General features: G+C 68.4%; 30 protein-coding genes and 1 pseudogene. 24 read left to right on the plus strand and 7 right to left on the minus strand.

Annotation, left to right across the window (positions count from 1 at the left end; genetic code table 11):
- The first annotated feature begins 205 nt into the window (after window positions 1-205).
- From ACYQ0U_RS15375 to ACYQ0U_RS15385, 3 genes and pseudogenes are all read left to right on the plus strand, one after another.
- A complete protein-coding gene (locus ACYQ0U_RS15375; protein ID WP_459974426.1) occupies window positions 206-886 on the plus strand; it encodes a DUF1097 family protein in 681 nt (226 codons plus the stop codon).
- Window positions 887-953: 67 nt separating this feature from the next.
- Window positions 954-2,358, plus strand: a pseudogene (locus ACYQ0U_RS15380) (NAD-dependent succinate-semialdehyde dehydrogenase).
- Window positions 2,359-2,481: 123 nt separating this feature from the next.
- On the plus strand, window positions 2,482-3,432 hold the full coding sequence (locus ACYQ0U_RS15385; protein ID WP_459974428.1) for an AraC family transcriptional regulator: 951 nt from the start codon (window positions 2,482-2,484) through the stop codon (window positions 3,430-3,432).
- On the opposite strand, the gene ACYQ0U_RS15390 is transcribed toward ACYQ0U_RS15385, so the two are convergent.
- Window positions 3,418-4,131 (minus strand): type 1 glutamine amidotransferase domain-containing protein, encoded by a 714-nt coding sequence (locus ACYQ0U_RS15390; RefSeq protein WP_459974430.1) that lies wholly within the window; start codon window positions 4,129-4,131, stop codon window positions 3,418-3,420. The genes ACYQ0U_RS15385 and ACYQ0U_RS15390 overlap by 15 nt on opposite strands.
- Window positions 4,132-4,380: 249 nt before the next feature.
- On the opposite strand from ACYQ0U_RS15390, the gene ACYQ0U_RS15395 reads away from it, so the two are divergent.
- From ACYQ0U_RS15395 to ACYQ0U_RS15455, 13 genes are read left to right on the plus strand one after another with little or no spacing between them, the layout of a single operon-like run.
- Window positions 4,381-5,415, plus strand: coding sequence for a type 1 glutamine amidotransferase domain-containing protein (locus ACYQ0U_RS15395; protein ID WP_459974432.1), 1,035 nt, complete (start codon window positions 4,381-4,383; stop codon window positions 5,413-5,415).
- Between the two features lie 46 nt (window positions 5,416-5,461).
- The gene (locus tag ACYQ0U_RS15400; protein WP_459974434.1) at window positions 5,462-5,890 is read left to right on the plus strand and encodes a nuclear transport factor 2 family protein; all 429 of its coding nucleotides are present in this window, start codon (window positions 5,462-5,464) and stop codon (window positions 5,888-5,890) included.
- A gap of 11 nt (window positions 5,891-5,901) precedes the next feature.
- Entirely contained in the window at window positions 5,902-6,387 is a 486-nt protein-coding gene (locus ACYQ0U_RS15405; protein WP_459974436.1) for a nuclear transport factor 2 family protein, read from the plus strand.
- An 8-nt stretch (window positions 6,388-6,395) separates the two neighbouring features.
- The gene (locus ACYQ0U_RS15410) at window positions 6,396-7,922 is read left to right on the plus strand and encodes a ferritin family protein (protein ID WP_459974437.1); all 1,527 of its coding nucleotides are present in this window, start codon (window positions 6,396-6,398) and stop codon (window positions 7,920-7,922) included.
- Window positions 7,919-8,230 carry a toluene-4-monooxygenase system B family protein gene (locus tag ACYQ0U_RS15415; RefSeq protein ID WP_459974439.1) on the plus strand — a complete coding sequence of 104 codons (312 nt, stop codon included), beginning with the start codon at window positions 7,919-7,921 and terminating at the stop codon, window positions 8,228-8,230. The genes ACYQ0U_RS15410 and ACYQ0U_RS15415 overlap by 4 nt, the downstream gene beginning before the upstream one ends.
- Complete coding sequence (locus tag ACYQ0U_RS15420) at window positions 8,224-8,532, plus strand: MmoB/DmpM family protein (protein ID WP_459974441.1); 309 nt, start codon at window positions 8,224-8,226, stop codon at window positions 8,530-8,532. Before ACYQ0U_RS15415 ends, ACYQ0U_RS15420 begins: the two co-directional genes overlap by 7 nt.
- Window positions 8,529-9,569 carry a ferritin family protein gene (locus ACYQ0U_RS15425; protein ID WP_459974443.1) on the plus strand — a complete coding sequence of 347 codons (1,041 nt, stop codon included), beginning with the start codon at window positions 8,529-8,531 and terminating at the stop codon, window positions 9,567-9,569. Before ACYQ0U_RS15420 ends, ACYQ0U_RS15425 begins: the two co-directional genes overlap by 4 nt.
- Window positions 9,566-9,895, plus strand: a complete 330-nt coding sequence (locus tag ACYQ0U_RS15430) for a Rieske 2Fe-2S domain-containing protein (protein WP_459974445.1) — start codon at window positions 9,566-9,568, stop codon at window positions 9,893-9,895. The genes ACYQ0U_RS15425 and ACYQ0U_RS15430 overlap by 4 nt, the downstream gene beginning before the upstream one ends.
- A complete protein-coding gene (locus ACYQ0U_RS15435) occupies window positions 9,895-11,130 on the plus strand; it encodes an NAD(P)/FAD-dependent oxidoreductase (protein WP_459974447.1) in 1,236 nt (411 codons plus the stop codon). Before ACYQ0U_RS15430 ends, ACYQ0U_RS15435 begins: the two co-directional genes overlap by 1 nt.
- On the plus strand, window positions 11,127-11,894 hold the full coding sequence (locus ACYQ0U_RS15440) for an uL22 family ribosomal protein (RefSeq protein WP_459974449.1): 768 nt from the start codon (window positions 11,127-11,129) through the stop codon (window positions 11,892-11,894). The genes ACYQ0U_RS15435 and ACYQ0U_RS15440 overlap by 4 nt, the downstream gene beginning before the upstream one ends.
- 10 nt (window positions 11,895-11,904) lie before the next feature.
- Window positions 11,905-12,207 carry a putative quinol monooxygenase gene (locus ACYQ0U_RS15445; RefSeq protein ID WP_459974451.1) on the plus strand — a complete coding sequence of 101 codons (303 nt, stop codon included), beginning with the start codon at window positions 11,905-11,907 and terminating at the stop codon, window positions 12,205-12,207.
- The gene (locus ACYQ0U_RS15450; protein WP_459974452.1) at window positions 12,204-13,826 is read left to right on the plus strand and encodes a class I adenylate-forming enzyme family protein; all 1,623 of its coding nucleotides are present in this window, start codon (window positions 12,204-12,206) and stop codon (window positions 13,824-13,826) included. The genes ACYQ0U_RS15445 and ACYQ0U_RS15450 overlap by 4 nt, the downstream gene beginning before the upstream one ends.
- A 33-nt stretch (window positions 13,827-13,859) precedes the next feature.
- Window positions 13,860-14,630 carry an SDR family oxidoreductase gene (locus tag ACYQ0U_RS15455; RefSeq protein ID WP_459974454.1) on the plus strand — a complete coding sequence of 257 codons (771 nt, stop codon included), beginning with the start codon at window positions 13,860-13,862 and terminating at the stop codon, window positions 14,628-14,630.
- Window positions 14,631-15,212: 582 nt separating this feature from the next.
- On the opposite strand, the gene ACYQ0U_RS15460 is transcribed toward ACYQ0U_RS15455, so the two are convergent.
- The 3 genes from ACYQ0U_RS15460 to ACYQ0U_RS15470 are packed head-to-tail and all read right to left on the minus strand — an operon-like array spanning window position 15,213 to window position 16,043.
- Window positions 15,213-15,479, minus strand: coding sequence for a type II toxin-antitoxin system RelE family toxin (locus tag ACYQ0U_RS15460; RefSeq protein ID WP_459974456.1), 267 nt, complete (start codon window positions 15,477-15,479; stop codon window positions 15,213-15,215).
- Window positions 15,476-15,757, minus strand: a complete 282-nt coding sequence (locus ACYQ0U_RS15465) for a type II toxin-antitoxin system Phd/YefM family antitoxin (RefSeq protein WP_459974459.1) — start codon at window positions 15,755-15,757, stop codon at window positions 15,476-15,478. Before ACYQ0U_RS15465 ends, ACYQ0U_RS15460 begins: the two co-directional genes overlap by 4 nt.
- A 40-nt stretch (window positions 15,758-15,797) precedes the next feature.
- Complete coding sequence (locus tag ACYQ0U_RS15470; protein WP_459974461.1) at window positions 15,798-16,043, minus strand: FCD domain-containing protein; 246 nt, start codon at window positions 16,041-16,043, stop codon at window positions 15,798-15,800.
- Here ACYQ0U_RS15470 and ACYQ0U_RS15475 point away from each other — a divergent pair.
- A complete protein-coding gene (locus tag ACYQ0U_RS15475) occupies window positions 15,988-16,482 on the plus strand; it encodes a nuclear transport factor 2 family protein (protein WP_459974463.1) in 495 nt (164 codons plus the stop codon). The two genes, ACYQ0U_RS15470 and ACYQ0U_RS15475, sit on opposite strands and share 56 nt — an antisense overlap.
- A 206-nt stretch (window positions 16,483-16,688) precedes the next feature.
- Here the strand turns inward: ACYQ0U_RS15475 and ACYQ0U_RS15480 are convergent, their stop codons facing one another.
- From ACYQ0U_RS15480 to ACYQ0U_RS15490, 3 genes are all read right to left on the minus strand, one after another.
- Complete coding sequence (locus tag ACYQ0U_RS15480; RefSeq protein ID WP_459974465.1) at window positions 16,689-17,312, minus strand: hypothetical protein; 624 nt, start codon at window positions 17,310-17,312, stop codon at window positions 16,689-16,691.
- A 293-nt stretch (window positions 17,313-17,605) separates the two neighbouring features.
- On the minus strand, window positions 17,606-18,256 hold the full coding sequence (locus tag ACYQ0U_RS15485; RefSeq protein ID WP_459974467.1) for a histidine phosphatase family protein: 651 nt from the start codon (window positions 18,254-18,256) through the stop codon (window positions 17,606-17,608).
- Window positions 18,247-19,419, minus strand: coding sequence for an MFS transporter (locus ACYQ0U_RS15490; protein WP_459974469.1), 1,173 nt, complete (start codon window positions 19,417-19,419; stop codon window positions 18,247-18,249). The genes ACYQ0U_RS15485 and ACYQ0U_RS15490 overlap by 10 nt, the downstream gene beginning before the upstream one ends.
- A gap of 172 nt (window positions 19,420-19,591) precedes the next feature.
- On the opposite strand from ACYQ0U_RS15490, the gene ACYQ0U_RS15495 reads away from it, so the two are divergent.
- Genes ACYQ0U_RS15495 through ACYQ0U_RS15525 form a run of 7 tightly spaced genes read left to right on the plus strand, consistent with a single transcriptional unit; the run spans window position 19,592 to window position 25,895 of the window.
- Window positions 19,592-19,795 carry a tautomerase family protein gene (locus ACYQ0U_RS15495; protein WP_459974471.1) on the plus strand — a complete coding sequence of 68 codons (204 nt, stop codon included), beginning with the start codon at window positions 19,592-19,594 and terminating at the stop codon, window positions 19,793-19,795.
- Complete coding sequence (locus ACYQ0U_RS15500) at window positions 19,788-20,597, plus strand: cyclase family protein (RefSeq protein ID WP_459974473.1); 810 nt, start codon at window positions 19,788-19,790, stop codon at window positions 20,595-20,597. Before ACYQ0U_RS15495 ends, ACYQ0U_RS15500 begins: the two co-directional genes overlap by 8 nt.
- Window positions 20,598-20,625: 28 nt before the next feature.
- Complete coding sequence (locus tag ACYQ0U_RS15505) at window positions 20,626-21,042, plus strand: GlcG/HbpS family heme-binding protein (protein WP_459974475.1); 417 nt, start codon at window positions 20,626-20,628, stop codon at window positions 21,040-21,042.
- A gap of 4 nt (window positions 21,043-21,046) precedes the next feature.
- Complete coding sequence (locus ACYQ0U_RS15510) at window positions 21,047-21,811, plus strand: SDR family NAD(P)-dependent oxidoreductase (RefSeq protein WP_459974477.1); 765 nt, start codon at window positions 21,047-21,049, stop codon at window positions 21,809-21,811.
- A 40-nt stretch (window positions 21,812-21,851) separates the two neighbouring features.
- Complete coding sequence (locus ACYQ0U_RS15515; RefSeq protein ID WP_459974479.1) at window positions 21,852-23,216, plus strand: ABC transporter substrate-binding protein; 1,365 nt, start codon at window positions 21,852-21,854, stop codon at window positions 23,214-23,216.
- Between the two features lie 28 nt (window positions 23,217-23,244).
- A complete protein-coding gene (locus tag ACYQ0U_RS15520; protein WP_459974481.1) occupies window positions 23,245-24,120 on the plus strand; it encodes a branched-chain amino acid ABC transporter permease in 876 nt (291 codons plus the stop codon).
- Complete coding sequence (locus ACYQ0U_RS15525) at window positions 24,120-25,895, plus strand: branched-chain amino acid ABC transporter ATP-binding protein/permease (RefSeq protein WP_459974483.1); 1,776 nt, start codon at window positions 24,120-24,122, stop codon at window positions 25,893-25,895. Before ACYQ0U_RS15520 ends, ACYQ0U_RS15525 begins: the two co-directional genes overlap by 1 nt.
- The last annotated feature ends 3 nt before the right edge of the window (window positions 25,896-25,898 follow it).

Here is a 25,898-nt window from a genome sequence, read left to right on the forward strand (position 1 = left end):
GTGAAGCGGTCGACCGATACCGACGAGTAACCGCAAGTGTCGCGATCCGGGCGAATATGTGCGGGATGCGACGGGACTTGCGTTGTGGTCTGGATCACGCATCTCCGCACCTCTACTGTCCGTCCCCGTCGGTGCGGAACCACCTGGTCTGCACCGCCTTCGGTGCGGACCCCTCGTTCGGCGCCACGTGACAAAGGAGTTCGATATGGCGGACAAGTTGAAGCAGACGGTCCCGCTGGCCGTCGTGTTTGGTGTTCTCGCAGGGGTTTGGATCGAGATCGCTCTCAACTTCACGTTCCACTGGAACAGCAATGGCGATCTCGGCAATGGCCTGGGACTGCCGGCGAATCTGCATTTGGTGGCGCCCGCGGCCTTCATCACCTGGGGGCTCGTCTTCGCCGCCGGAGCCGACTTGAGCGCGGTCGTGAAGGTGGCTGTGTCGTCGGTGATCGGAGCAGTGGCGGCCTTGGTTCTGATGGCACTGGGTTCCATGACGGCCGAGCTCCCAGACTTCTGGGGGATCGCCCTGTGGGTGGGCGTGCTGGGCTTCGGTGCTGTGGTCCTGTCAGTCTTCGAGTGGTATTACGCGCCGGCGGCGTTGGGGGCCTTCGCGGCTGTCGTCTTTTGGTGGATGGCGACGGGGCTGGACGGTTGGGCCGACAACGGGGGCGGTGTCGGCAGCGGCTTGAAGTCGCTGGCTGACCCGACCACGGCCGGGACGGGTGCATTCGGCGGCGTTCTGTCGACACCGTATGTCTGGGTGTGGGTTACCTGCGGCGTGTCGTTGCTGGCGGGGTGCGTCCTCGCGTACGTGACTGTCGTTCTGTCGGCTGCGCTCGGGGGCCGCGCTGGCAAAGAGGCCCCACGTGAGAGTGCGTACCTCTGAATCTCGCCCGGTCTGGACCAAGAGAAACACTGGAGCCTGAATAGTGTCAGTGGTCGAAGCACCATCCATGCGAGTCACAGCAGGTCAACGGACCGGCCTCCATGTGGCCGGCCGTTGGCTCTCGCCAGCGGGTTGCGACACCTTCGAGGTGAGGGACCCGGCGTCGGGGCGAGCGGTGGCCGAGGTCGTTGACGCCACGCCCTCGCACGCACTCCCGGCGTTGGACGCAGCAGCCGAGGCACAGTCCTCATGGGCGCGCATGCCTCCGCGGACTCGCTCGGAGGTGCTCCGCAACGCGTTCGACCTCGTACTCAAGTACGGCGACGATCTGGCCGCGACGATCACCCTGGAGATGGGAAAGTCGCTGCCCGAGGCCCACGCGGAGGTCGCGTATGCCGCTGAGTTCCTGCCGGAAGGCACCGCGGATCTGGTCCGCCGGGTTCCGGTCGGGCCGTGCTACTTGGTGACGCCGTGGAACTTCCCGCTCGCGATGGTCACGCGCAAGGTCGGGCCTGCCTTGGCGGCCGGGTGCACGGTGGTCCTCAAGCCCGCCGATCTCACTCCCCTGACCGCAATGGCATTCGTCGACCTGCTGGCCGAGGCTGGGGTGTCCGCCGGCGTGGTGAATCTCCTGACCACTACTCGACCCGGGCCGGTCAGCACCGCGCTCATGCACGACCCGCGACTACGCAAGGTGAGCTTCACCGGGTCCACCGCCGTCGGGCGTCTGCTGCTCGCAGAGGCGGCCGACCGGGTTCTGCGCTGCTCGATGGAGCTGGGCGGGAACGCGCCGTTCGTAGTGCTCGAGGGCGCTGACGTCGAGCAAGCTGTCCAGGGTGCAATGGCTGCCAAGTTCAGGAACATCGGGCAGGCGGGTACCACGGCGAACAGATTCCTGGTCCACGACGCTCTCGCCGACGAGTTTGCCGATCAACTGGCCGCGCGGGCCAGCGGGCTGAAGGTCGGACCCGGGAATGAGCCAGGCGCCAACCTGGGTCCGCTGATCTCCGAAGCCGCGGTCGACCGCAACCTACGGATCATCAGCGACGCCGTCGACGGTGGTGGCAGAGTGCTCACCGGCGGCCACCGCATCGACCGACCGGGACACTTCCTCGAACCGACCGTGATTAGCGAGGTACACCCGGCCAGCCGCGCGCTCGCTGAAGAGATCTTATGGTCCCATTGCTCCCATCACCCGCTTCGAGAACACCGAAGAGGCGATGATCCAGGCCAACGCGACGGAGTACGGCCTGGCCGGCTACGTCTTCGCACCCGACCTGTCCGTCGGCCACGCCTTCGCGCGGCAGATCGAGGCCGGCATGGTCGGCGTCAACACCGGGACCATCTCCAATGCGGCGGCACCCTTCGGCGGCGTCAAGAGCTCGGGGCTGGGTCGCGAGGGCGGGCCGGAGGGGATCGAGGTGTACCTGACCACCCAGTACGTCGCCAGCCCCGCAGCCCCGATGAGCTGAGGAGCGGCATTGCCGGTAACCCAGCGCGTATGTGACCAGAGCCACATACCATGGAGGAGATGCCTGCTCCGCGACCGGCCGCCGGGCTCTGGGAAAGACGAAGGACGACCCATGACATCTCAGATGGAACATCTGATCACGACCGGTGACCTGATCGCCGAACTTGCCGCCCGGGCACCGAAGATCGGCGGCAACGACGGTGGCTGGCCAGGATTGACGATCTACCGCTTCCACGAGCCGATGGCGCCGACGTGGGAGGAGATCCAAACGTTGTCGATCGGCATCGTGGCGCAGGGGCGCAAAGTCGTCATGGTGGAGGGCAGCAACTACGTCTACGACCCCTTCAACTACCTCGTCCTCAGCAGCAACCTTCACTTCCAGGCGCAGATCCTCGAAGCAAGCCCGCGCAGGCCCTTCCTCTCCGTTGTCCTAGAGGTGGACCCGGCCTTGGTCAAGAAGGTCTCGACCGACATGATCGATCGACGTACGGCCGCCGGATTTCCACCGGTCAAGGCATCACCGGCGCCGGAGAAGGGAGTCGTCTCGCCACTGGATCCTGAGCTGTTAGGCGTGGTCATCCGGTTCCTCCAAAGCCTCGGGACCGGTGCTGATCGCCGCGTGCTCACCCCGATCTACATGCAGGAGATCGTATACCGGGTGCTCCAGCGCGAGCAGTTTGCGCGGATGCTGCAGATCGCCGCTAAACAAGCCGGCGGGAACCCCGTCTCGGCCGCCTTGACTTACATCCGCGAGCACTACTCGGAGCCCATCACCGTCAACGACATGGCCGAGCGCGTCAACCTGAGCCCCAGCTCGTTCTCGCACCTCTTCCGAGAAGTGACTGGACGCTCCCCGTACCAGTTCCTCAAGGAGATCAGGCTCGACCGCGCACGCGAGCTCCTCCTCGAGGGCAGGTTGAGCGTCACCGACGTGTCGCGGTCCGTGGGCTACTCAAGCGCCTCTCACTTCATCAAGGAGTTCCGCAGCCGCTTCGGCACCACGCCCAGGGCCTATGTCGATGCACAGGCCCTGGGCGAGGAGATCGTGGCGCGACGACGGTCAGACCCTCGCTGACGACACAGCCGACACCAGCAGTTGGGCCAACGGCCGTGACGACGCCGGGTTCTGGCCCGTGTAAAGGTTGCCGTCCACCACGACGTACTCCTGCCAGGGACCCGGGCCCTGCTCGAACTCGCCACCGGCCGACCTCAGACGGTCCTCGAGCAGCCACGGCGCCTTGTCGGCGAGCCCGACCTGCTCCTCCTCGGTGTTGCTGAACCCGGTCACCCGGCGGCCACGGAAGATCCAACCGTCCTCATCGACGGCGGGGAGCAGCGCCGCCGGCCCGTGACACACTGCCGAGACCGGCTTGTGTTGCTCCGTGAAGGCGACCACCAGCCGTCCGAACGCCTCCGAGGCGGCAAGGTCCTCCATCGGTCCGTGGCCACCCGGCACGAACACGAGGTCGTAGTCGTCAGGATCTACCTGGTTCAGGTCCACGGGGTTGTCGAGGTCGTCGCTGATGGTCTTCAGGTAGGCCCGGAACCTGGCGCCCGGTTCCTCCGATCCGCCGTTCATCTCGGCACTGAAGCCGGCCTCGTCGGGCACCGGGACGACAGCACCGGGCGTGGCGATGTCGACGTCGATGTGTGCATGAGCAAAAACCTCATGGGGCACGGCGAGCTCCTCCGGCCAGTACCCGCAGCGGTGCTGGGTGCCGTCGTTGAGGGTCCAGTGTCGAGATCCGGTCACTGCGAACAGGACGCGAGCCATCTTCGTTCCTCTCTCATAGCGGTTCTCCGAGGCGGAGAAGATCCCCACTGTAGGTCGGTGGCGACCCGCTGAGGACTCATCGCGTCGTTTCCCGACACAAGTCCACTGGAGTGCGATATCGCGATCCGAAGTCAATCGGAATGGGCACACATCAGGCAGGAATCGAGTACCGCGAATGGCCTTCCTGCAGTTTCCTCAGGTCGTGACCCCGATCACACAACTGTCGAGGAACGAACAAAGGACACGCCGATGACTCGAATTGCCTACCTGGTCTCGAGCGCCTCTGAGATCACCATGGCCGACGGCACGAAGCATCCGACCGGCTACTTCGCCGAGGAGGCCCTGAAACCTTATGAGCGGTTCGTCGCCGCAGGCTTCGACGTCGCTGTGGTGACACCCGACGGCAACCCGCCAACTGCCGATCCCTATGGCCTCAGTTGGTTCTTCCACTACCCCGAGGCAGACAAGGATTACCTCGACTCCGTGGTGCGAACGTTCGCCGTGGACCCAGACGACATCAGGTTCACCCTGCACCAGAGCACTGAGCTCGGGCTCGCGGCCGCCCGCCGGCTCGCCGAGACGCTCCAGGGCAAGGGGCTGTCGCGCATGGAGGCCCACGCGGCGGTCAGCGCAGCGGCCAAGGTCGCCTGGCGGCAGGACCGCAATATCGCCGACGTGCTGGCCGAGGAGCAGTACGCACACGGGCTGACCGGTGCCGAGGTCGCCGAGGCCATCGCCGCCCAGCGGTGTGACAGCGAGGAGCTCGCGGCGGCGCGGAAAGCGAAGCTCGACGCGATTCCCGGCTTCCAGAATCCCCTCGACCTCCGGGCACTCACCGACGAGGAGCTGGCCGGGTTCGACGCCGTCTTCGCCCCAGGCGGGCACGGGCCGATGGTCGACCTCGCCGACAACCCCGATGTGGCTCGGCTCCTGGTTGCGCTGCACGCCAAGACCGCACTGATCGCCTCGCTCTGCCATGGGCCCGCGCTCATGCTCTCCGCACCCGAGCGACCGGACGGCCAGTGGCTCTTCGACGGCTACCGGATGACCTGCTTCACCGACGAGGAAGAGGACCAGACCGTGCCGGGGCGGCTGGGCATGCAGTGGTACGTCGACACCGCCCTGAAGAACGCCGGCGCCGTCTTCGACGACGGACCGTCGGCCTGGGTGAGCCACGTCGTGGTCGACCGGAACATCATCACCGGACAGAACCCCGGCTCGACCGAGGCTGTCGCGGACGCCGTCATCAAGGCGCTGCGCGCCCACTCGGTGAAGGCGGCGTGACATGTCACTCCTTAGCAAGGTCCTGCCCAGAAAGGAAGCCACACCAGTGAGCGCCACCAACGATCCTGTCGAGGGGTTTCTCGACGCCTTCGCCCAGCGCGACGTCACGACTGCCCTCGGCAACGTGCACGACGAAGTCCGGGTGGCGTTCTACGGACTGGACATCACCGCGCAGGGCCGCGACCGCCTCGGCGAGGTCCTCGAGGACCTCGTCCGGGCGTTCCCGGACCTGCTGCTCACCGTGAAGCGGACCATCCGCACCGGCGACGTCGTCACCGCCGAGCTCAAGGTCGAGGGCACCCAGGCCGCCGACTACGCCGGAGCGATCAATCAGGAGAAGCACCTGGACCTTGACGAGGCCTGGCGCTTCGAGGTGGGCGGCGGGCAGATCACCGCGGTGGACGCCTACTGGTGTCAGCAGCAGCTCTACCGCCGCCTCGGTGTGAAGCGGTTCGACCAGATCGCAATCGTGTGAGGAGCGGGTCGATGACGATGACAACCACAACAACTCAGCAGGCACGCACGGCAGCAGACAACGCCGCGGTCGTGCGCGAGTTCTTCGACCGCTACCGCGCCCACGAAGTCCACGGCATGGCAGAACTGTGCTCGGTCAACGCCGACTTCTCATATCCGCCGTTCGAGATGTGGGGCAAGCAGCGGGTGGTCCGCGGCGACGGGAAAGTCGGCACGGTCGGCAAGGCCATCTGGGCTGGCCTGATCCAGGCGTTCCCGAGCCTGTCGAACGTCGTCCACACCATCGAGGCGAACGATCACGGCGACGTCGTCGTCCAGGTCGACATCGGTGGCACCCAGCAGCTCCCCTGGGGGACCGTCCGCCCGGAAGGCAAGGCATTCAACGAGCCGCACCTGTTCATCTTCAAGGTCGGACCCGACGGCCTCATCACCTCGGTCACCGGCTACTGGAACAACGCCGGCATCAGCCAACAGCTCGGCCACAACGAAGTCGACTAGGAGACACCATGGCATTGCTGAAGAGAGAAGAGTGGCAGGGCTTCGTCCGCGACGTGGACTGGACGGCGACCTACGTCGACGAGGAAGCCATCTACCCCGAATGGCACTCCGGAACCGGAAAGGTACCGCGCGAGGCGTGGCTGAACTGGGAGGAGTCCTACAAGGTCACCTACCCCGAATACGTCGCCACTCAGCGGGAGAAGGAATCAGCTGCGTACGCCGTCAAGGCCGCCCTCCAGCGTTCCAACAACTTCGACACCCTCAGCGAGGGGTGGAAGTCCGCGACCAAGATGCACTTCGGAGGCGTGGCCCTCGTCGAGTACGCCGCCGTCCTCGCGGAGCTGAAGATGGCTCGCTTCGGACTCAACGGCTCCTGGCGCAACATGGCCACCTTCGGCCAGCTCGACGAGATGCGGCACGCACAGATCACGACCTTCTTCGGCCACGAGTTCATCTCCAAGGACCCCCAGTACGACTGGACGCAGAAGACCTTCCATACCAACGACTGGGTCCCGATCAGCCTACGCAACCTCTTCGACGGCATGATGATCGCGCCGAACGTCGTCGACCTTGCGATCGAGCTTCCCTTCACGTTCGAGACCGGGTTCACCAACCTGCAGTTCGTCGCCCTGTCGGCCGACGCCCTGGAGTCCGGCGACGTCAACTTCGCCAACATGATCTCCTCGATCCAGACCGATGAGGCGCGCCACTCCCAACAGGGCGGACCGACGATGGAGATCCTCGTTGAGCACGACCCGGTCCGCGCCCAGTGGATCATCGACAAGAGCTTCTGGGGGTCGGCCCGTGCCTTCGCCGCCCTGACCGGTCCGGCCATGGACTACTACACGCCGGTCGAGCACCGCAAACAGTCCTACCGCGAGTTCATGGAGGAGTGGGTGATCGACCAGTTCATCCACACGATCGAGGACTACGGCCTGAAGAAGCCCTGGTTCTGGGATGAGTTCATGCGCGGCCTCGACACCTGGCACCACGGACTTTCCATGGGACTGTGGTACTGGCGCCCGACGCTGTGGTGGCGCCCGACCGCCGGCGTCTCCCGCGAATCGCGTGAGTGGCTGCAGGAGAAGTACCCCAACTGGGAGACGCTCTACGGCGACAAGTGGGACGTCATCATCGACCAGGTCAACGCCAACCACGTCGAAGCGACCCTCCCAGAGACGCTGCCCTGGCTGTGCACCACGTGCCACCTCCCGGCCTGCAACCCCACGCAGTCGCGCGACGGCAGCTGGCGAGTCCGCGACTGGCAGCTGGAGTACGACGGCAAGAAGTACCACTTCTGCACCAACGCCTGCCGCCAGATCTTCTGGAAGGACCGCGACAACGTCAACCACGAGACCGTGATCGACCGCTTCCTCGCCGGTCAGATCCAGCCGATGGACGTCGGCGGCATCCTCGCCTACATGGGCATGACGCCCGACGTCATGGGCGACGACCCCGACTACGCAGCCTGGGCACAGGACTACGCCGGACGCGCCGCCACCGGTCTGGCCACGCCGGCGGGAGTGGCCCAGTGACGACCGAACGGCACAGCGAACTGGGCGTCGAGGACAGGGCCCCGGAGCTGGTGCCTCTCAACGCCATCTTCGCAACCGACTTCGTCCAGATCCTGGTACCTGTGACCACGGCCAGCACCATGGCCGAGGTCGCCGCGGCAGTCGCCCACCACGTCGAGGGGAAGCGGGTGCGCGCACTGCCGTATCCGAAGGTCGCCATCCACAACGGGCGCAAGCTGCCCGCCGAGATGACCGTCGCAGAAGCAGGCATCGAAGCACTCGACCACGTCGCGGTCGAGTACGACCTCCCGGAAGGACAGACATGTTGAACCCCGTCGGCCCCATCCTGCGCATGGGCGACCAGATCGACGACGTGATCCAGGCGATCCGCGACGACAACCCGGACCGGGAGATCGAGGTGGTCGACCGAGGATCCTATGTCCGGATCCAGGGCGAGGACAGGATCCGACTCACCGAACAGACGCTGCGCGAGTACCTGGGAAGCGATTACCAGATCCGGTCCTTCGGCACGATGATGTCGTCGTTCGTGGGCCGGGTGATCACCACCAGCGACGACATCGTCTGGGAGAAGATCAAGCGCGACAGCCCGGAAGGAGCGCTGGTCCGATGAGCGACAGCGCCAAGAGGACACGCCCCCGCCGCACGTTCAGCGCCTTCGGCGACGTGCGGAAAATGCCGACCGAGTACGAGATCGTCACGCAGGGCCAGAACTGGACGACGCGTGAGAACCGGGCCGCAGCGTTCGAACAGAACCCGTCCTCGGCGGCCAACCTGTGGTTCTTCACCTACCGCGACTCCTCGCCGCTCCAGGCAGAGAACTGGGAGGAGCTCCGGGAACCCGACAGCCTGACCTACCGCTCCTACGTCAACATCCAGGCCGACGCCGAAACCAAGATCCACGGTGTTCTCGAGGAGTACGCCGAGCTGGGAACGGACCGGGACCTTCCACCCGGTTGGGTGGCTCTGCTCGCCGCCCTCCACACCCCGTCGCGCTACCTCGTCCACGGATGCCAGCAGATCGAGGCCTACATCGGGTACATGGCCCCAACCGCCTACATCACCAACCCGGCCGGCCTTTCGACGGCCGACTTTCTGCGCCGCGTCACGACCATCGCCTACCGCACCCGTGAGCTGCAGGTCGCACATCCCGAGTCGGGCATCGGCACTGCGCAGGAGCGCAAGCACTGGGAGCAGTGCGCCGGGTGGCAGCCGACGCGACGGGCGATCGAGGAGATCCTCGCCACCTACGACTGGGGTGAGGCGCACACGGCGCTGAACCTTGTCCTTCTCCCCACCCTGGACGACGTGCTCACCCGCCAGTTCGGTGAGCTCGCCCGCGCCAACGGCGACAGCCTCTCCTGGCTGCTGCAGAGCCTGCTCGACGCGGACAACCAACGACGCAACAGGTGGAGCGCTGCCGTCGTCCAGTTCGCCGCGGGGCAGAACGAGGCGTCCGGCCGTGCCGTGGAGAAGTGGGTGGAGAAGTGGGCGCCGCGGGCCGACGAGGCCGCAGCGGGGCTCGGGTCGCTGCTCGCGTCGCTCCCAGAGTCCTCCCGCTCGGCCGACGAGGTGACCGTCGGAGCCCGCGCGGCGCGGGAGAGCCTTCTGGCGAGTGCCCTGCGGGTCGCCGACAGGACGCCGGCATGACGTCGGCAAGCGCGACCATGCAGTGGCAGGAGACCATCCACATCGACGACCTGTGGGAAGGCGAGATGGCGCCGGTCGAGGTCGACGGGACGAGGGTGCTGCTCGTCAACGTCGACGGCGTCGTCAAGGCCTACCAGAACCGCTGTCCCCACCAGGCGTGGGCGCTCGACGAGGGCGACTTCGACGGCGAGACGCTGACCTGTGTGCGGCACATGTGGAGCTTCGACGCAGCCAGCGGGAAGGGTGTGAACCCCGACGACACCTGCCTCAACGGGTATCCCTGCGAGGTCGGCGAGGACGGCATGATCCGGGTGGACGTCAGCTGATGTCCCAGCAGCGCCACGTCATCGTCGGGGGAGGGGTGGCCGCCGCATCGGCGGCGGCCACCCTGCGGGCCAACGGGTTCGAGGGCGAGATTGTCCTCGTTAGTGACGACAAGGTCCCACCTTATGAGCGGCCGCCGCTCTCCAAGAGCTTCCTCTCCGGCGCCGACGGTGCGGCGACCTTCGTCAAGCCGCCCCAATGGTACGACGACAACGACGTCACCGTGCTCCTGGAGACCCGGGCCACCGCGCTCGACGTGGAGGCGAAGACCGTCGGCCTGTCGTCCGGCGAGACCCTCGGATACGACAAACTGCTGCTCGCGACCGGCGTCCGCGCACGGGGACTTCCGCACGTGCGGCACGAGAGCATCCTCACCCTGCGTACGGTCGCCGACGCTGAGAAGATCCGCAGCCGCCTCGGGCAGGCGGAAAAGGTGGCCGTCCTCGGCGGCGGGTTCATCGGCTGCGAGGCGGCCGCCACCGCGGTCGGCTCGGGCAAGCGCGTCACCGTCCTGGAACGGACGGAGACCCTGATGCAGGCCGCCCTCGGACCGGTCATCGGTGGGGTGATGACCGACGTACACCGCGCCGCGGGCGTCCACGTGCTCACCGGGGTGGTCGTCCAGAACGTCGAGGTATCTCACACGACACTGGTCGTGCGCACCGACCACGGCGTCATCGAGGCCGACCTCGTCCTGGTCGGGGCCGGCACGTCACCCAACGTCGAGCTCGCGCAGGAGGCCGGCCTGAAGATCGATGGCGGCATCGTCACTGACGAGTTCTCCCGTACCAGCGCCACCGATGTCTACGCGGCCGGTGACGTGGCCGCGGCCTTCCATCCCCACTACGGCGAGTACCTCCGCGTCGAGCACCACGACTCCGCCGTCCGGCACGGCGCCTCAGCGGCACGCAACATGCTCGGCATCGACACCCCCTTCGTCGAGGCGCACTGGTTCTGGTCCGACCAGTACGACCACACCATCCACCAGGTCGGGCGCTGCCTTCCCGACGACGACGTGGTCGTGCGCGGGTCGCTCGACGATCTCTCCTTCTCCGCGTTCTCGATCCGGGACGGCCGGATCATGCGCGTCACTTCGCTGAACCGGCCGAAGGAGATCCTCGCTGTCCGGCGCATGTTGCTCACCGACCACACGGTGACACCCGAACAGCTCCAGGACGAGACCACCCAACTGAACCGGCTGATGCCCCCGAAGCCCCGGCACCGCGTGGAGGCATGATGTCCACCCTGACCCACCTGTCCGTGCACGAGGCACAGGTCCGCGTCGACCCCCGGGCGGGTGGCGACGCCATAGACCGGGTGACCGGCCAGCACCTCGTCGTCGCCGTGGCACGGCTGCGCCACGGTCCCGGACAGACCTGCGAGCAGATCGCGCGGGTCCTCGACCGTGGTGTTGTCCGTGCCCACGCGGCCGGCCTCGACCCCACGCAGCTCGTCGTATCCAGCGCCATTGTCGTGCGGGGCGAGGACATCGTGCGCGTACGGAGGAAGGCCCACGGGAAGGCCGACTGGATCGCCAGCGTCACCAGCGACGTGACCGTCGAGCTCACGCCGAGCGGGCTCTACAAGGCCGCGCAGTCCAGCGGTGCGGACCTCCCCCAGGCGACCGAGCAACCGGCGGCCCTCGCCGTGCCCCCATGCCGGGCTGGCGACCCTGACCACCCGTGGGTACCTCTCCTGCGCGAGCGGCTGCTCGACGTCATCGACCCCGACCTCGGCATCAACGTCGTCGACCTCGGCTTCGTGAGGCGGGTCGCGGTCGACCACACCACGGCGGTGCTGACGATGACCCTCACCTCCGCCGCATGCCCCGTCACCGGCGTCATGGAGGACCAGATCCGGACCGAGCTGCTCGGTGGTGAGCCGCCCCTGGTCGATGACTTCCGCATCGACTGGGAGTGGACGCCAGCGTGGAACCCTTCAGACATCACCGCCGAAGGCCGCGAACAGTTGCGAGCCATCGGCTTCACCATCGGAAATTGAGAGGACACGCATGGGACACGTCATCGTCGCCACCTGGAAGGCCAAGCCGGGGGAGCGCGACAAGGTCATCAAACTGCTGAACGAGGTGACCCCGGGAAACCGCAATGAGCCCAAGATGGTCCACTTCCAGGCCCAGGTCAGCACCACCGACCCGGACACGATCGTGCTCTACGAGCACTACACCGACCCGTCCGGCTACGAGGACCACCGCGCCACTCAGGCGTTCCAGGAGCGGGTGCTCGGTGAAGCGATCCCCTTGCTCGCAGAACGCAACATCGAGATCTTCACAACCATCGACGCACTCGAGCAGTGACGACGGACTGGCGTCACCGCTCGCTGATCGACGCCTGGCGGGCCCGCGTCTCCGACGGTCCGGACCGCAGAGCCATCGCCTACTTTGACGGTCAACTCACGGCGGCAGAACTCGAGCGGGACTCGGACGCTTTGGCGATAGCACTCCACGGCCTCGGAACACGCCGTGGCGACAGGATCGGCGTCTACCTCCAGAACATCCCGCAGTACGCCGTCGTCCTCCTCGCTCTGTGGAAGCTGGGCGCCACCGCCCTGATCCTCAACCCGATGTATCGGCGCAGGGAGTTGCGCCGCCTGGTCGACGATGCCGAGGCAAGTGGCTTCATCTGCGCCGACGCCGACGTGCCGGAGTCGCTGAAGACTCTGGGCGACTCCAGCGTGCAGTGGGTGGTGAGCACCTCTCCGCTTGACTACCAGACCCGCAACGACCCCCGTGCCTTCCGTACCGTCGAGCGCAGCCCGGTCGCCCCGCAGGGCGACCTCCTGGAACTGATCGAGCAGCACCGTGGCCGGCGTCCCGACGATATTGAACTCACCCACGAAGACATTGCTCTTCTGACCTACACCTCCGGCACCACGGGCCCGCCCAAAGGCGCGATGAACACGCACGGCAACCTGCTCGCGGTCACCTCCACGTTCGGCGACTGGGTCGAACTCGAGCCCGGCGACGTGGTGTTCGCGACCGCGCCGCTGTTCCACATCACCGGCGCCGTCATCAACGCGACCGTTTCACTCCTTCGCGACACCACCCTAGTACTCATTCACCGGTTCCACCCCGAGGTCGCGCTCGAGGCGTTCGCCGAGCACGGGGTCACGTTCACGATCGGGTCGATCACGGCGTTCAACGCGATCTATCAGCTGCCCCAGGCCGCTCGCGAGCACTTCGCCACGATGAAGCGGCTCTACTCCGGGGGCGCGCCGATCCCGCCTGCCACAGTCGAGAAGTTCCAGGAGCGATTCGGCGTCTACATCCGCAACGTCTACGGCATGACCGAGACCACGTCCGCCGTCATCGCCGTTCCGGCCGGTAGCCACGCCCCTGTGCACCGTCCGAGCGGCACACTCTCGGTCGGCGTGGCTCTGCCGCAGCTGACCGCGCGCATCATTGACCCTGACGGTAACCTGCTGCCGCCGGGCGGGCAGGGCGAGCTGGAGCTGGCTGGCCCGCAGGTCGTTCCCGGCTACTGGCGCAACTCCGCTGCGACGGCGGCCACCATGCCTGGCGGTCGCCTGCGCACCGGCGACGGCGCGATCATCGACGACAACGGCTGGATCTACCTCGTCGACCGGCTCAAGGACCAGATCAACGTCTCGGGCTACAAGGTCTGGCCGCGCGAGGTCGAGGACGCCCTCTACGAGCACTCCGCAGTCCGGGAGGCCGCGGTCGTCGGCGAGCCCGACGACTACCGCGGTGAGACGGTCGTCGCCTACGTCTCCCTCGCCGCCGGGGCCACCGCCACCCCAGAGGAGCTGATCGCGTTCGCACGCGAGCGGCTGGCGGCGTACAAGGCCCCTCGCCGCCTCGTCCTCATCGACGACCTGCCGAAGACCCAGACCGGGAAGATCCGCCGCAACGTGCTCCGCGACCACGGCGTCGACGACGCCCGCGCGGCCCCTTGACCGACCGCCCCCACAGGAAGAGGCACTTCCTTCGTGAACCCACCCACCCCCTGCCGGCTCGAGGACCGCTCCGCGATCGTGACCGGCGCGAGCCGGGGCATCGGCCTGGCCATCGCCCAGCGCCTGGCCGCCGAGGGCGCCCGCGTCTGCCTGACCGCACGCAGGCCGGAGCCGCTCGCCGAGGCGGCCGAAACGCTGCCGGCCGGCTCGGCGATCACCGTCGCCGGCAAGGCGGACGACGCCGCCCATGTCGAGGCGGTGATCGGGCGGGTCGTCGACGAGTTCGGCGGCCTGGACATCCTGGTGCTCAACGCGGGGGTCAATCCTGCCTACGGCCCGATCGCGGAGATCGACCTCGACGCCGCTCGCAAGATCCTCGAGGCCAACGTCCTGGCCCCGCTCGCGTGGACCCAGCGGGCGCTGGCCACGGTCCCCGACTTCGCAGCCCGCGGCTCGATCGTGACGGTCTCCTCCGTCACCGGGAACACGCCGTCGCCCGGCATCGGGATGTACGGGGTCAGCAAGGCCGCGCTGGCGCACCTGACCCGCACTATGGCCGCCGAGCTCGGTCCGGGCCTGCGGGTCAACGCGGTCTCCCCGGCCGTGGTGAAGACCCAGTTCGCCAAGGCCCTCTACGAGGGAAAGGAGGACGAGGTCGCGGCGGACTACCCGCTCAAGCGGCTCGGCCGGCCCGAGGACGTCGCCGCTGCCGTCGCCTACCTCGCCTCTGACGACGCCGCCTGGGTCAGCGGCGAGGTGCTCACGGTCGATGGCGGCCTCGCCGTCGCCGGCGGCACTGCCTGAGCCCACTCGACCCGCGAAGGAACCTCATGTCTAGCACTCTGCCCCCCGCTGTCGAGGACCTGCGCCGGCGTACGCGCGCGTTCATCCGCGAGACTGTCGTCCCCCGAGAACCGTTCCCCGGCGAACGCATGTCGCAGGAGACCCGCGAGGAGCTGCAGGCGCTCGCCAAGCAGCCGATGTACGGATCCAACGAGTGTCCTGCTTCGGTGCGGTGCCGATACTTGGATCATGGATAACGGGTCCGATTGCTCAGGCAGCGGCGCTTCTACTCGTCGATCTCACCGTGCTGATGATCGTTTCGGCCAGCATCAGCAACGACAACGACAACGACGCATCTATCAACTCCGCGACGCCGTTCACGGCAGGCAGCAACACTGCCATCCTCGTGGCGAATGGCGCTGGTATTCGCGAACGGTGTGATCCTCTGCTTCTCCCCGAACACTCGCCGCATTGGCATCGGCGCGGTTGTCGCCTCCTTGGCGTCAGTACCTGTCTGGTTGGTCATAGGCGTTGTTGGCCTGATGACGACGACCTACTGACGCCGGCTCCACCATCCGGGTCTGCCGCTGACAGCGCGCAGAGTCAGTGGGTGCGGTATGCGTCCGCGCGGTGCTCGATGGCGACAACGGTGACGACTTCAGTGATCCGATAGATGATGCGGAAGTCACCGCGTCGGGCTGAGTGCAGTCCGTCGAGTTCGAAACGGAGTGGCTTGCCCACTCGCTGGGGATTCTCCGCCAGCGGTCCGTAGATGAACTCAACAGCGGCCGTTGCCGCCTTCTCTGGCAGCCGAGTCAGCGCGCGCCGTGCCGTCGGGGCCCAGGCAACCGGATGGGGCTCGTCAGTCACGAACGCAACGATGCCGAGAGCGCGTCCTTCGTCAGCACCTCAGCCTCGCCCGCCGCGAGCTCACCGAGGCTGTCGCGGATCTGCTCCATCAGCCGGGGCCGGCCGGCGATCTCCAAGGTCTCCTCGAGTGAGGTCAGGTCATCGACGCTGATCACGACGGCTGCTGGCTTGCCATGCTTGGTGATGACGACGCGGTCGTGTTCGCGTTCGACTTGGTCGACCACCTCGGAGAGGTGGTTCTTGACGTCTCTCAGAGCCATTGGGCCACTCACTGTCATAGCCACAAGTGTAGCCACGTTGTCGCTGACGACAAGACCCTCACTTGGCCGCTGAGCGTCTACGCCGACAAGTAGCTCCCAGCTCGTGCCGCCGGTAGAGCTCCGAGGCGTCTCGAAGCGACTCGGTCATGCACAGTAGGCGTGGGCTGTCGCAGCCGTCGAGAAGGGCGGAGTGGAAGGCCGCGTGCGCGGCCTCCCACTCGTCGGAGACCCGGGCTGGGGCGTCGTCGGTGAGCAGGGGTGTCCGCTCGAGGAGGCGGTGGGCCGCCACCAGACGCGCCTCCACTCCACGTCGCCGCGCTCGACGGAGTAGCGCAGCGCCATGCCCTCGATGTCGGACCGGGTGGCGGTCAGGTCGCGCAGGTCCTCCTGGGACAGGCTTCGTCGTCCGCCTGGCTGACGCCCAGCTCTACTTCTCCAAGTGGGGGCTGGCCAACGGGATCGAGGAGATCAGGCAGGCCTTCGGCGCCATCGGCACGATCATCTCCGCCGTCACCCACGACTACACCTACTTCAACTACATCCACGCCGGTGACACCGTCGTCGTGGAGGGCACGTCCTCGGGGCGCGCGGTGGACGGCGCTGAGTGGCGCGCCGGCGTCACCCGCGCCGGCCGCTGGTGCGACGTCTTCGAGATCCGCGACGGCAGGATCCACCGCCCCTTCGTCTATCTCGATCCGGACTACGCCGACACCGCCCGCTATCCCTGGATCGCCGCCGGCTGATCCGGTCCCACGCACCCGACACCTGCTCAGCCCCGCCGGGGGCCTGTCCAGGCGTACCTGTTCAGCTCTGCTCCGGGGTTTCCCGGGCTATCCCACCGGGGTAGAGTGGTCGCGTAGCCCGCCCCCGCTGGGGGACCGGGAAGTGAGGTCGGGACCCCCGCCGGAAGACGGGACCCGGCCTTCGCGCATCTCTGAGCCGCTCGTGCTCAGAGCGCGATCTCGTACTCGGTGACCATCTCGCCCAGCAGCTTGCGGTGGGTCGTCTCGGTGCCCTTGCGGGCAGCGCTGACGGCGCCAGCCACGGCGTCCGGCACCCACAGCATCGGCTCTTCGGACGGCAGCCTGAAGTCCACGCGCAGCGCCCGGGTGATCACACCCTCACCACGCAGCGCGTCGACCATCTGGAGGTCCTTGCGGTTCAGCGTCTTGGTGCGCGACTCCACCCAGACCTGGGAGACCCCGAGGGCCTCGAGCTCGTGGAGCAGGCGCTGCATGCACTTGCGGCGGGCGCGCTCCTGGCGCCGGTGGTCGAGCGGAGAGCCGACCACGACCGCGTTGATGAGGTCGCACGAGGCGATGGTCGAGGTGATGATCGCGCGCCGCGGATCCCCCTCGCCGCGCCAGTGAAGCCGGACGGCGCCGCGCGGAACCAGGTCACGCAGCTGCTCACGGGTGCCGCCGCAGTCCTCCCGGTCCGCCACCGCGGCGGCCAGGACGTACATGCCGTCCGGCGTCTCGACGCCGGAGGTGTGGATCGACTCGTCGACCCACGCGTGCAGGGTGAACTCCGAGGCCGCCTGCGCCGGCGAAGGGGTCTGTTCGGTGCTCACGTGTCCATCCTCCCGGCGGTTGCCGACAGTCGTTGTGGTTCTGGGGACGGCCATGCCGCAGGTCCTCTCGCACGCCGTGGTCTTGCGTCTCGTGCTGAGTACTTCGACCAACCGCGGCGTGAGACTCACATGGGGCCGGAGAGCTTGGGCGGACGTTCCCCTTGGCGCGGGCTCGGTGACCATTCCGGCCATGGCCGAGCGTTCAACCCGGGGGAGCGGGGGCAGGCCTTGTCCAGAGATGGCAACCCATGTCCAGGGTCCGCACGGCGCAGGGCCCGTCTGCGCCTGGCCGCCTACGTGACAGGGTCCGGGTCGCCCGTGGGGTCGACCGCGGCGGGGTCGATGAGGTGCGCGCCACCCAGCGGCTCCGGGGACCACTCGACGACGGTCCAGCCCGTCGGGGCCGGCTCGAGGACGACGGCGCCCGTGTTGAGCAGTCGCTCGTCCTGCGGGCCGCCGTGCCGAGCGGCGAACGTTCGGATCGCCGTGCCGTGGCTGAACGCCACGATCGTGGCGTCCCGGGCGTGGCCGGTGGTGATCGTGCGCACGGCGGCTTCGTAGCGCTCGACGAACGCGTGGCCGTCGCTCCCGCCCGGCATGGTGGCGTCGAGGTCGCCGGCGACCCAGGCGGCGGCGGTGTCGACGAAGGCCTCGACGGAGGCGGCCGCCGTGTGCATCTCGAGTGCGCCGGCGGAGACCTCCTCCAGGCCCTCGGTCACCCGGACCTCCAGCCCCAGGGCCGCGGCGAGGGGCGCGGCGGTGAGCTGGGTCCGCACGAGCGGCGAGGCGTGCACCGCCGCGACGGGCTGGTCGGACAGGACCGGCGGGATGGCGGCGGCCTGCCGGTGCCCGAGTGCGGTGAGTGTCGCTCCGGGCCGGGCCGTGTCGAGCGCACCCACCACGTTGGACGGCGTCTCGCCGTGACGGACGAGGATCAGACGCATGTGGCGGGCTCCCGTCGGGGCCCGTCGGGGCCGATCGTGTCCCCGCACCGCTCGATCCCCGTCGCGGCGACGAGGAGGCAGGCCAGCAGGACACCGCAGAAGACGACGACTGCGGTGGTCTGGCCGAGGGCGTCCGACAGGACGCCCGTGAGGACCACGGGCACGACGAGCCCCGCGAAGGCGACGATGAAGTAGTGCGTCCCTGCGCGACCACGCGAGGCGGCATCCGCGAAGCGGTTCACGATCGCGAGACTCGCCATGAACAGACCTCCGACTGCCGGGCCCAGCAGCACCACACCCACGGCGGCGGCCGCCGGTGAGGCTACGGCCAGGCCCGCCGTCGTGAGCAGCAGGGCGGCTGCGCCGAGCGCACTGCTCACCCGGCACGCCACCCGGTCGCTCAGCCGCGCCCACGCCGGCTGGCTGAGACCCGCCCCGCCGAACACGATGGCCACGGCAAGACCGCCGGCGACGGCCCCCGGAGCCCCGAGCAGGTCACCGGCGAGCGTCGGGGCGAGAGCCGCGGGGAGCCCGCACATGGCGAAGGCCGCGAACGCCGCCAGCGCGGCGGGGACGAAGACGCGTCGCGGCACGGGACGGCCGGACCGGCCCGGGCCGCTCCGGGCAGGGACGCCCGCCGTTCTCGGCACGGACCGAAGGAGCGGAGCCACGCAGGCGAGGAGCAGCAGGTGGCCGGCGAAGAGGGCGGCGGACAGCGACCACAGGCCGACCACGAGAGTCGCCAGGACCGCGCCGGCCGCGAGGGAGAGCTGGTTGATCGTCGTCCCCACCACGGAGCCCGCGCGCCCGCCGGCCCGCCTGGAGTCCACCAGCAACGCGTTGCTGGCGTTGACCACCAGGCCGGAGGCGACTCCGGTCAGCAGCCGCGCGGGCGCCACCCACAGCGGCGAGAGCGCCACGAGGAGAAGGAGGGAGCTCAGGCCGCTCGCGAGGATGCCGGCGGCCAACGCCCGGCGACGACCCCAGGAGTCGACGAGGGCCCCCGCCCACGGGAGGACCGCCAGGACGCCCAGAGGGTAGAGCGCGTACAGGACGGTGACCCCGGTGTCGGACAGCTCCCAGCGCTGTTGGAAGGTGCTCCACATCGGCGTGGGAGCGGTCACGCCCGAGAGGACCGTCGCGTAGATCGCGATCACCGCCACACCTGATGCTCCGCGTCCCACCGGCGCATGGTCTCATCCGTTCCGGTCTGCGAACTAGGTTCCGCAGAAAGAAACATTTCTTGCAGAAATGCTTGTTCCGCACAGCGAACCACGTTTAGCATCGTGGAACGCGCCATGTGGCGCCTGTCACGAAAGCGAAAGTGAGTCGGCTGTGCCGCTTCTGCACGTTCACCTCCTCGCGGGTCGCGAGCCCGCCCTGAAGGCGGAGCTCGTCCGCGAGCTCACGGACGTCGTCCACCGCACGCTCGACGCGGACCCGGAGCGGATCACCGTGCTCCTCACCGAGCACGGCTCCGAGGACTGGAGCGTCGCCGGCCGCGCGGTGACCCGGGGCGAGGCGGGCGCTCGTGACTGACACGTCCGGCCTGGTCTCCGCCCTCGCGGGGGCCCGGACCTACGAGCTCGAGCACCTGCGCTACGTCGGCGCACCGATCTTCCCCGCGCACTGGCCCGGCTTCGTCTACACCCTGCACCGGCACCACGAGCCGCTCGGAGACGGCGCGCGCACCAGCGCCTCGGGAACCGTGATCATGCAGGAGCACTCGGGCACGCACATCGACGCGCTGTGCCACCAGGCCATCGAGATGGAGATGTACGGCGGCGTACGCGTGACGCCCGACGTGCAGCATCCCCGCGGGTTCACCGAGCTGGGCGTCGAGACCATCGAGCCGATCTTCCGCCGTGGCGTGCTGCTGGATGTCCCGCGGGCCCTCGGCCTGGAGCGCCTAGAGCCCGGCTACCTCGTCACCGACAAGGACCTCGAGGTCACGGCCGAGGCCCAGGGTGTCGAGATCCGCGAGGGCGACTGCGTCCTCGTGCGTACGGGTTCCGGCCGCGACTACGACCAGGCGGAGACCTACCTCGCCGGTGCCGGCATCGACGGGTCCGGCGCCGCCTGGCTGGCCGAGCGCCGTCCGTTCCTCTGCGGCGCCGACAACGTGGCCTTCGACCTGCCCGACAACGTCGACCCGGAGCTCGGCTCGCTGCCCTGCCACCGCATCCTCATCGTCGAGTCCGGCATCTACATCGTCGAGAACGTCGCGCTCGAGGAGCTCGCTGCCGACCAGGTCCACGAGTTCCTCTTCGTCTGCCTCCCCCTGCGGATGCAGGGCGTCACCGGTTCCCCGGTGCGCCCGGTCGCCATCGTCACGTCCTGAGTTTCCCCGAACACCAAGGAGAGAAAGCATGTCCGCACTCACGCTCGCCCAGGCCCGCGCCGTCCTCGACGCCGCCATCGCCAAGGCGGAGGAGATCGGCTCGGCGTCCTCGATCGCCGTCGTCGACGACGGCCGCGAGCTGCTCGCCTTCGCCCGCATGGACGGAGCGCTGCTCGCCAGCTCCGAGATCTCCCAGGCCAAGGCGTACACCTCGCGCTCGCTCGGCTGCGACACCCGCGACATCGAGGGACTCGCGCAGCCGGGTGGTGCGCTGTTCGGCCTGCACACCGCGCACCTCGCGGCCGGCCGGGCGCTGATCTCGTTCGGCGGCGGCGTGCTGCTCGCTGTCGACGGCGCCCCCGTGGGCGCGGTCGGTGTCGCCGGCGGCTCCCCGGACCAGGACCACGAGATCGCGGCCGCCGGCGCGGCCGCCCTGGAGGGCTGAGCACGTGACCGACCTCCGACTGCTGGCCGGCAAGCGCGTCGTCATGACCGGCGGCGCCGCGAACATCGGCCGCGCCTGTGCGGTGGAGATGGCACGACACGGCGCCTCGGTGGTGATCGGCGACCTCGATGTCGACGGCATGGCCGGGACGGTCGCGCTCATCGAGGCAGAGGGTGGGACCGCGACCGCGGTCCAGACCGATGTGACCTCCGAGGACGCCGTCCGCGCCCTGATCGATGGCGCCGCCGAGCGTCTCGGCGGGCTCGACGTGGGCTTCTTCAACGCCGGGCTCCAGCGCTCCGGCGCGGTCGACGGCTTCGCGGTCGCCGAGTGGGATGCGCTCTTCCGCGTCAACCCGCGGCACTGCTTCCTCGCCACCAAGCACCTCGTGCCGCACCTGCGCGAGCACGGGGGATCGATCGTCCTCACCTCCTCGATCGCCGGCCTTCGCGGCGGTCCGGGCATGACGGCGTACTCGGCGTCGAAGGGAGCGATCATCGGATTCGCGAAGGCGCTGGCCAGCGAGCTCGCGCCCCACGGGATCCGGGTCAACACCGTCTGTCCGGGGTGGATCGACACCCCGTTCAACAAGCCGGCGATCGACTTCATGGGAGGTCGCTCGGAGCAGGAATCCGCAGTTCGCCACGTCGTACCTCTCGGGCGACAGGGCACGCCGGAGGAGGTCGCCGGTGGGGTTGTCTACCTCGCCTCCGACGCCTCCTCCTACATGACCGGCCAGAACCTCGTCATCGACGGCGGGGTCGTCTGACCATCCGGGCCATCCGGCACACCCTTCCAAGGAGAGATAAATGAGCAATCGACGACTCCCGAGGCGCGCCTCGGGACTGAGCTTCCCGTCGGTGGACGTCAACCGCCGAGGATTCCTGCGGGGCTCCCTCGCCCTCGGTGGCGTCGCCATCCTGGCCAGCGCGTGCGGCAGCGACAGCAGTTCGGGCGGCGGCGCGGGCATCGACACCTCGAAGATCGATGACAGCGCGGCGAAGGGCCTGAACGACATCTTCGGTCCCGGAGGCAAGGAGGGCGGCTCCGAGGTCACCCTCGCGGCCGGCATGCTGCTGGCGATGACCGGCCAGGGCTCGTTCTTCGGCGAGGTCATGAGCCGCGGTGCGCAGCTCGCCGCCGCGCAGATCAAGGCCGCGGACGGCATCACCTACGACCTGAGCATCGCCGACCACAAGAGCGGCGACGTGCCCACGGCGCTCACCGCGACCCGTCAGCTGGTCACCCAGGACAAGATCAAGGTCCTGCAGACGTCCTACGGCGCGCCGAGCGAGGCGATCGTCCCGCTCATCGGCCAGAACAAGCTGCTCTCCTTCAACGGCGGCGGCTCCAGCCCCGGGCAGGTCGACAAGGACTTCCTGTGGCAGACCCGCATGATCTTCGGTGACGACCCGTGCCCGGGCGGCCTCGCCTGGATCCACCAGGAGTTCCCCGACGCGACGAAGCTCGCGATCATCGGCACCCAGGAGAACGGCGTGACCGGTGCCCAGGAGATCGCCCCGGCCGCCTGGGAGCAGCTGACCGGCGGCACCGTGGTCGCCAACGAGCAGCACGACGTCGGCGCCACCGACTACAGCTCGGTCATCGCGCGCATCAAGTCGGCCGAGCCCGACGCGATCCTCACGTTCAGCTTCGGCGACGACGTGGGCTACCTGGTCAAGCAGCTGCGCGAGGCGAACGTAACCGTCCCGATCATGGGCATCGAGTTCACCGAGCAGGCCGCGAAGGTCGCCGGCGAGTCCTACGACACCTACCACTTCGCCACCGACTTCTACGACCCGAAGAACCCGAACCCCTGGAACCAGATCTTCGTCGAGGGTCACAACGAGATGTTCGGCGAGGACCCCGAGTACTACGGCGCCAACTACTACGAGCAGGTCTTCTTCGTGTGGGAGCTGGTGCGGCGGGTCATCGCCGACGGCGGCGACCCGACGGACACCGCCGCGCTGCAGGACGCCCTGATCGCGAACCCGACCTTCTACTCGCTCTACGGCGGCACCGCGGACAAGCCCGGCGAGGTGCAGTTCAACCCCGACGACCACACCATCGCCAAGCCGATGGGTGTCTTCGAGGTCAAGGGCGGGGTGCCCGCCAAGATCGCCGACATCGTCAAGGTCGAGTCGGGCGCGGACCCGGCGACGGCACTGGTCTGACCCACACGGGTCGAGGAGTAAGAGCACCATGGACTTCAACCTGCTGGCTCAGCTGACGGTCTCGGGCCTGGTCGTCGGATCGACCTACGCCCTGCTGGGCGTGAGCTTCGGCGTCATCTACGCGACGACGAAGATCTTCCACCTGGCCCACGCCGTCGCCTACGCCGGTGCGGCGTACGGCGCCGTGTGGGCCTCGGAGACCCTCGGCCTCGGCTTCTGGCCGTCGCTGGTGGCCGGGCTGGTCGCGGCCGTGGTGCTCGGCGTACTGATCGAACTACTCCTCTACCGACCCATGCGACGGCGGAACGCCACGCTGCTGACCATCTTCTTGGTCTCCCTCGGCGTCAGCGTGGCGTTCCCCAACGTCCTCCAGCTCGCCTTCGGGCCGGAGAACAAGACCCTCGACCGTCCCGACAACCCGACCTACGGGTGGGGCGACGTGACGATCTCGCGCATGGACGTCGCGACCGTGGTGGTCTGCTGGGTGCTCGTGACGGCGGTCGCGCTGTTCCTGGCCCGCACCCGGTTCGGACGCTCCGTCACGGGTCTCCGCACCAACCCGACGATGGCCGCGGCCGTCGGCATCGACAGCCGCAAGGTGTACGTCGCGGTCTTCGCCATCGGGTCCGCTCTGGTCGGGGTCGCCGGCCTGCTCTTCGTCTCGAAGGGCGTCGCGACCCCGACCATGGGACTCTCGCCCGTGCTCACCGGGTTCATCGCGGCCTTCCTCGGTGGCATCGGCTCGCAGTGGGGCGCCGCCGTGGGCGGGCTCGCGCTCGGGCTGGTGAGTAGCTGGAGCGCGATGTGGCTCCAGGTCGACTACGGCCCCGTCGTGGTCTTCGGCGCCATGTTCCTCGTTCTCCTCATCCGGCCGCAGGGCCTCTTCGGAAAGGCAGCCGTCTGATGAGCTACTACTCCGACATCGCCATTTCGATCCTGATCCTGATGACCCTGGGTGTCTCGCTGAACCTGCTCCTCGGGTACGCCGGACGCGTCTCCATGGCACACGCGATCTTCTTCGGCATCGGCGGCTTCACCGCAGCCCGCCTGACCCTCCCGAGCGTCGAGGACCTCGGCGGGGTGGTGACACCCGGCCTGCAGACCGGCGCCGGTTGGTCCTGGCTCCCGGCGCTGGGCGTCGCGATCGTCGTCGCGTTCCTCGCCGCCCTGGTCATCTCCGTCCCCGCGGTGCGGCTGGTGCGCGGTGAGTACCTCATCCTGCTGACGCTCGCCTTCCAGCTGGTGGCCAACCAGCTGATGGGCGTGGTCGACCAGGTGACCGGCGGACCCTACGGCCTGTCGGGGATCCCGCCCATCACCATCGGCGAGACCCTGCTCATCACGCCCGAGCAGGTCGTGTGGGTGATGCTCGCCGCGGCCGTCGTCGCCATCCTCGTCTGCTGGGGCCTCGGTGAGTCGCCCTTCGGCCGGCTGCTCAAGGGCATCCGCGAGCACGAAACGGCGGTCGCCAGCGTCGGCAAGAACCCCGTCGTACCGGAGCTGCTCGCGTTCAGCATCAGCGCCGCGATCGCCGGCGGAATGGGAGCCCTGGCCGCCTTCTACTACGGCTCCGTGGTCCCCGGCAACTACACCCTGAACTTCTCGATCTTCATCGTCTCGGTGGTCGTGCTCGGCGGTCTGGGCAACCTGTGGGGCACCGTCGTCGGTGCGATCGTGCTCGGCATGATCGAGCCGATCCTGCGCCAGTACGTCGGCGACGAGGCCATCCCGTGGCAGTCGGTGATCTACGGCGCGGCTCTCGTCCTCATGATGATGGTCCGCCCGGAGGGACTGCTCCCCGAGGGCGTCGGCCCGGGTCGGCTGCTGCGTCGCAACCGCCGCGCACCGGAGAACCTCCCGACGGAGCAGGAGGCGCTCGCTCGCCTGGGCAAGGCCGCCTCCCACGCCGACGACGACTCGGACGCGCCGGTGCTGCAGGTGCTCGACCTGAAGAAGAGCTTCGGCGGCCTCACCGCCGTCAGAGGCGCGACCTTCGAGCTCGAGCGCGGGAAGGTCACCGCGCTCATCGGTCCCAACGGCGCCGGCAAGACCACGATCTTCAACATGATCTGCGGCACCCTCACCCCGGACCACGGTCGCGTGTTCCTCCGCGGGGAGGACATCACCGGTCAGCCGGCGTACCGGCTCGCCCGCAAGGGCATGGCGCGGTCGTTCCAGGACGTGCGGGTGTGCCAGCGGCTCACCGCGCTCCAGAACGTCGCGATGGGTGTTCAGGGCCAGCCCGGCGAGAAGGTCAGCCGCATCGTCCTGCGGCCCCTCGCCACGTTCCGTACGGAGCGAGAGGTCCGGCAGAAGGCACTCGACTGCCTCGCCCTGCTCGGCATCGCCGACCGGGCCCACCTCCGGGTGTCCGAGCTCTCGTACGGCGACCAGAAGCTGGTGGCCATCGCCCGGCTGCTCGCCACCGGCTGCGACGTGCTGCTGCTCGACGAGCCGACCAGCGGCGTCGACCCGGTCGGCGTCGAGAAGGTGGTCGCGGGCATCGCCCGGCTCCGCGAGCTGGGCCACACCGTCTGCCTGGTCGAGCACAGCGTGCACTTCGTGCAGCGGCTCGCCGACAGCGCGGTCTTCCTCGACCAGGGCGCCGTCGTGGCGCACGGCTCCGTCGACGAGCTCATGAGCCGTCGCGAGCTGGCCGACCTCTACTTCGGGACGTGACGC

This window comes from Nocardioides pyridinolyticus (assembly GCF_054653575.1).

Bases quoted from the DNA above. Each gene is read 5' to 3' on its own strand.
- ACYQ0U_RS15375 (WP_459974426.1), top strand. From the start codon at position 206: ATGGCGGACAAGTTGAAGCAGACGGTCCCGCTGGCCGTCGTGTTTGGT.
- ACYQ0U_RS15385 (WP_459974428.1), top strand. From the start codon at position 2,482: ATGGAACATCTGATCACGACCGGTGACCTGATCGCCGAACTTGCCGCC.
- ACYQ0U_RS15390 (WP_459974430.1), bottom strand. From the start codon at position 4,131: ATGGCTCGCGTCCTGTTCGCAGTGACCGGATCTCGACACTGGACCCTC.
- ACYQ0U_RS15395 (WP_459974432.1), top strand. From the start codon at position 4,381: ATGACTCGAATTGCCTACCTGGTCTCGAGCGCCTCTGAGATCACCATG.
- ACYQ0U_RS15405 (WP_459974436.1), top strand. From the start codon at position 5,902: ATGACGATGACAACCACAACAACTCAGCAGGCACGCACGGCAGCAGAC.
- ACYQ0U_RS15410 (WP_459974437.1), top strand. From the start codon at position 6,396: ATGGCATTGCTGAAGAGAGAAGAGTGGCAGGGCTTCGTCCGCGACGTG.
- ACYQ0U_RS15420 (WP_459974441.1), top strand. From the start codon at position 8,224: ATGTTGAACCCCGTCGGCCCCATCCTGCGCATGGGCGACCAGATCGAC.
- ACYQ0U_RS15425 (WP_459974443.1), top strand. From the start codon at position 8,529: ATGAGCGACAGCGCCAAGAGGACACGCCCCCGCCGCACGTTCAGCGCC.
- ACYQ0U_RS15430 (WP_459974445.1), top strand. From the start codon at position 9,566: ATGACGTCGGCAAGCGCGACCATGCAGTGGCAGGAGACCATCCACATC.
- ACYQ0U_RS15435 (WP_459974447.1), top strand. From the start codon at position 9,895: ATGTCCCAGCAGCGCCACGTCATCGTCGGGGGAGGGGTGGCCGCCGCA.
- ACYQ0U_RS15440 (WP_459974449.1), top strand. From the start codon at position 11,127: ATGATGTCCACCCTGACCCACCTGTCCGTGCACGAGGCACAGGTCCGC.
- ACYQ0U_RS15445 (WP_459974451.1), top strand. From the start codon at position 11,905: ATGGGACACGTCATCGTCGCCACCTGGAAGGCCAAGCCGGGGGAGCGC.
- ACYQ0U_RS15465 (WP_459974459.1), bottom strand. From the start codon at position 15,757: ATGACAGTGAGTGGCCCAATGGCTCTGAGAGACGTCAAGAACCACCTC.
- ACYQ0U_RS15485 (WP_459974467.1), bottom strand. From the start codon at position 18,256: ATGCGTCTGATCCTCGTCCGTCACGGCGAGACGCCGTCCAACGTGGTG.
- ACYQ0U_RS15505 (WP_459974475.1), top strand. From the start codon at position 20,626: ATGTCCGCACTCACGCTCGCCCAGGCCCGCGCCGTCCTCGACGCCGCC.
- ACYQ0U_RS15515 (WP_459974479.1), top strand. From the start codon at position 21,852: ATGAGCAATCGACGACTCCCGAGGCGCGCCTCGGGACTGAGCTTCCCG.
- ACYQ0U_RS15520 (WP_459974481.1), top strand. From the start codon at position 23,245: ATGGACTTCAACCTGCTGGCTCAGCTGACGGTCTCGGGCCTGGTCGTC.
- ACYQ0U_RS15525 (WP_459974483.1), top strand. From the start codon at position 24,120: ATGAGCTACTACTCCGACATCGCCATTTCGATCCTGATCCTGATGACC.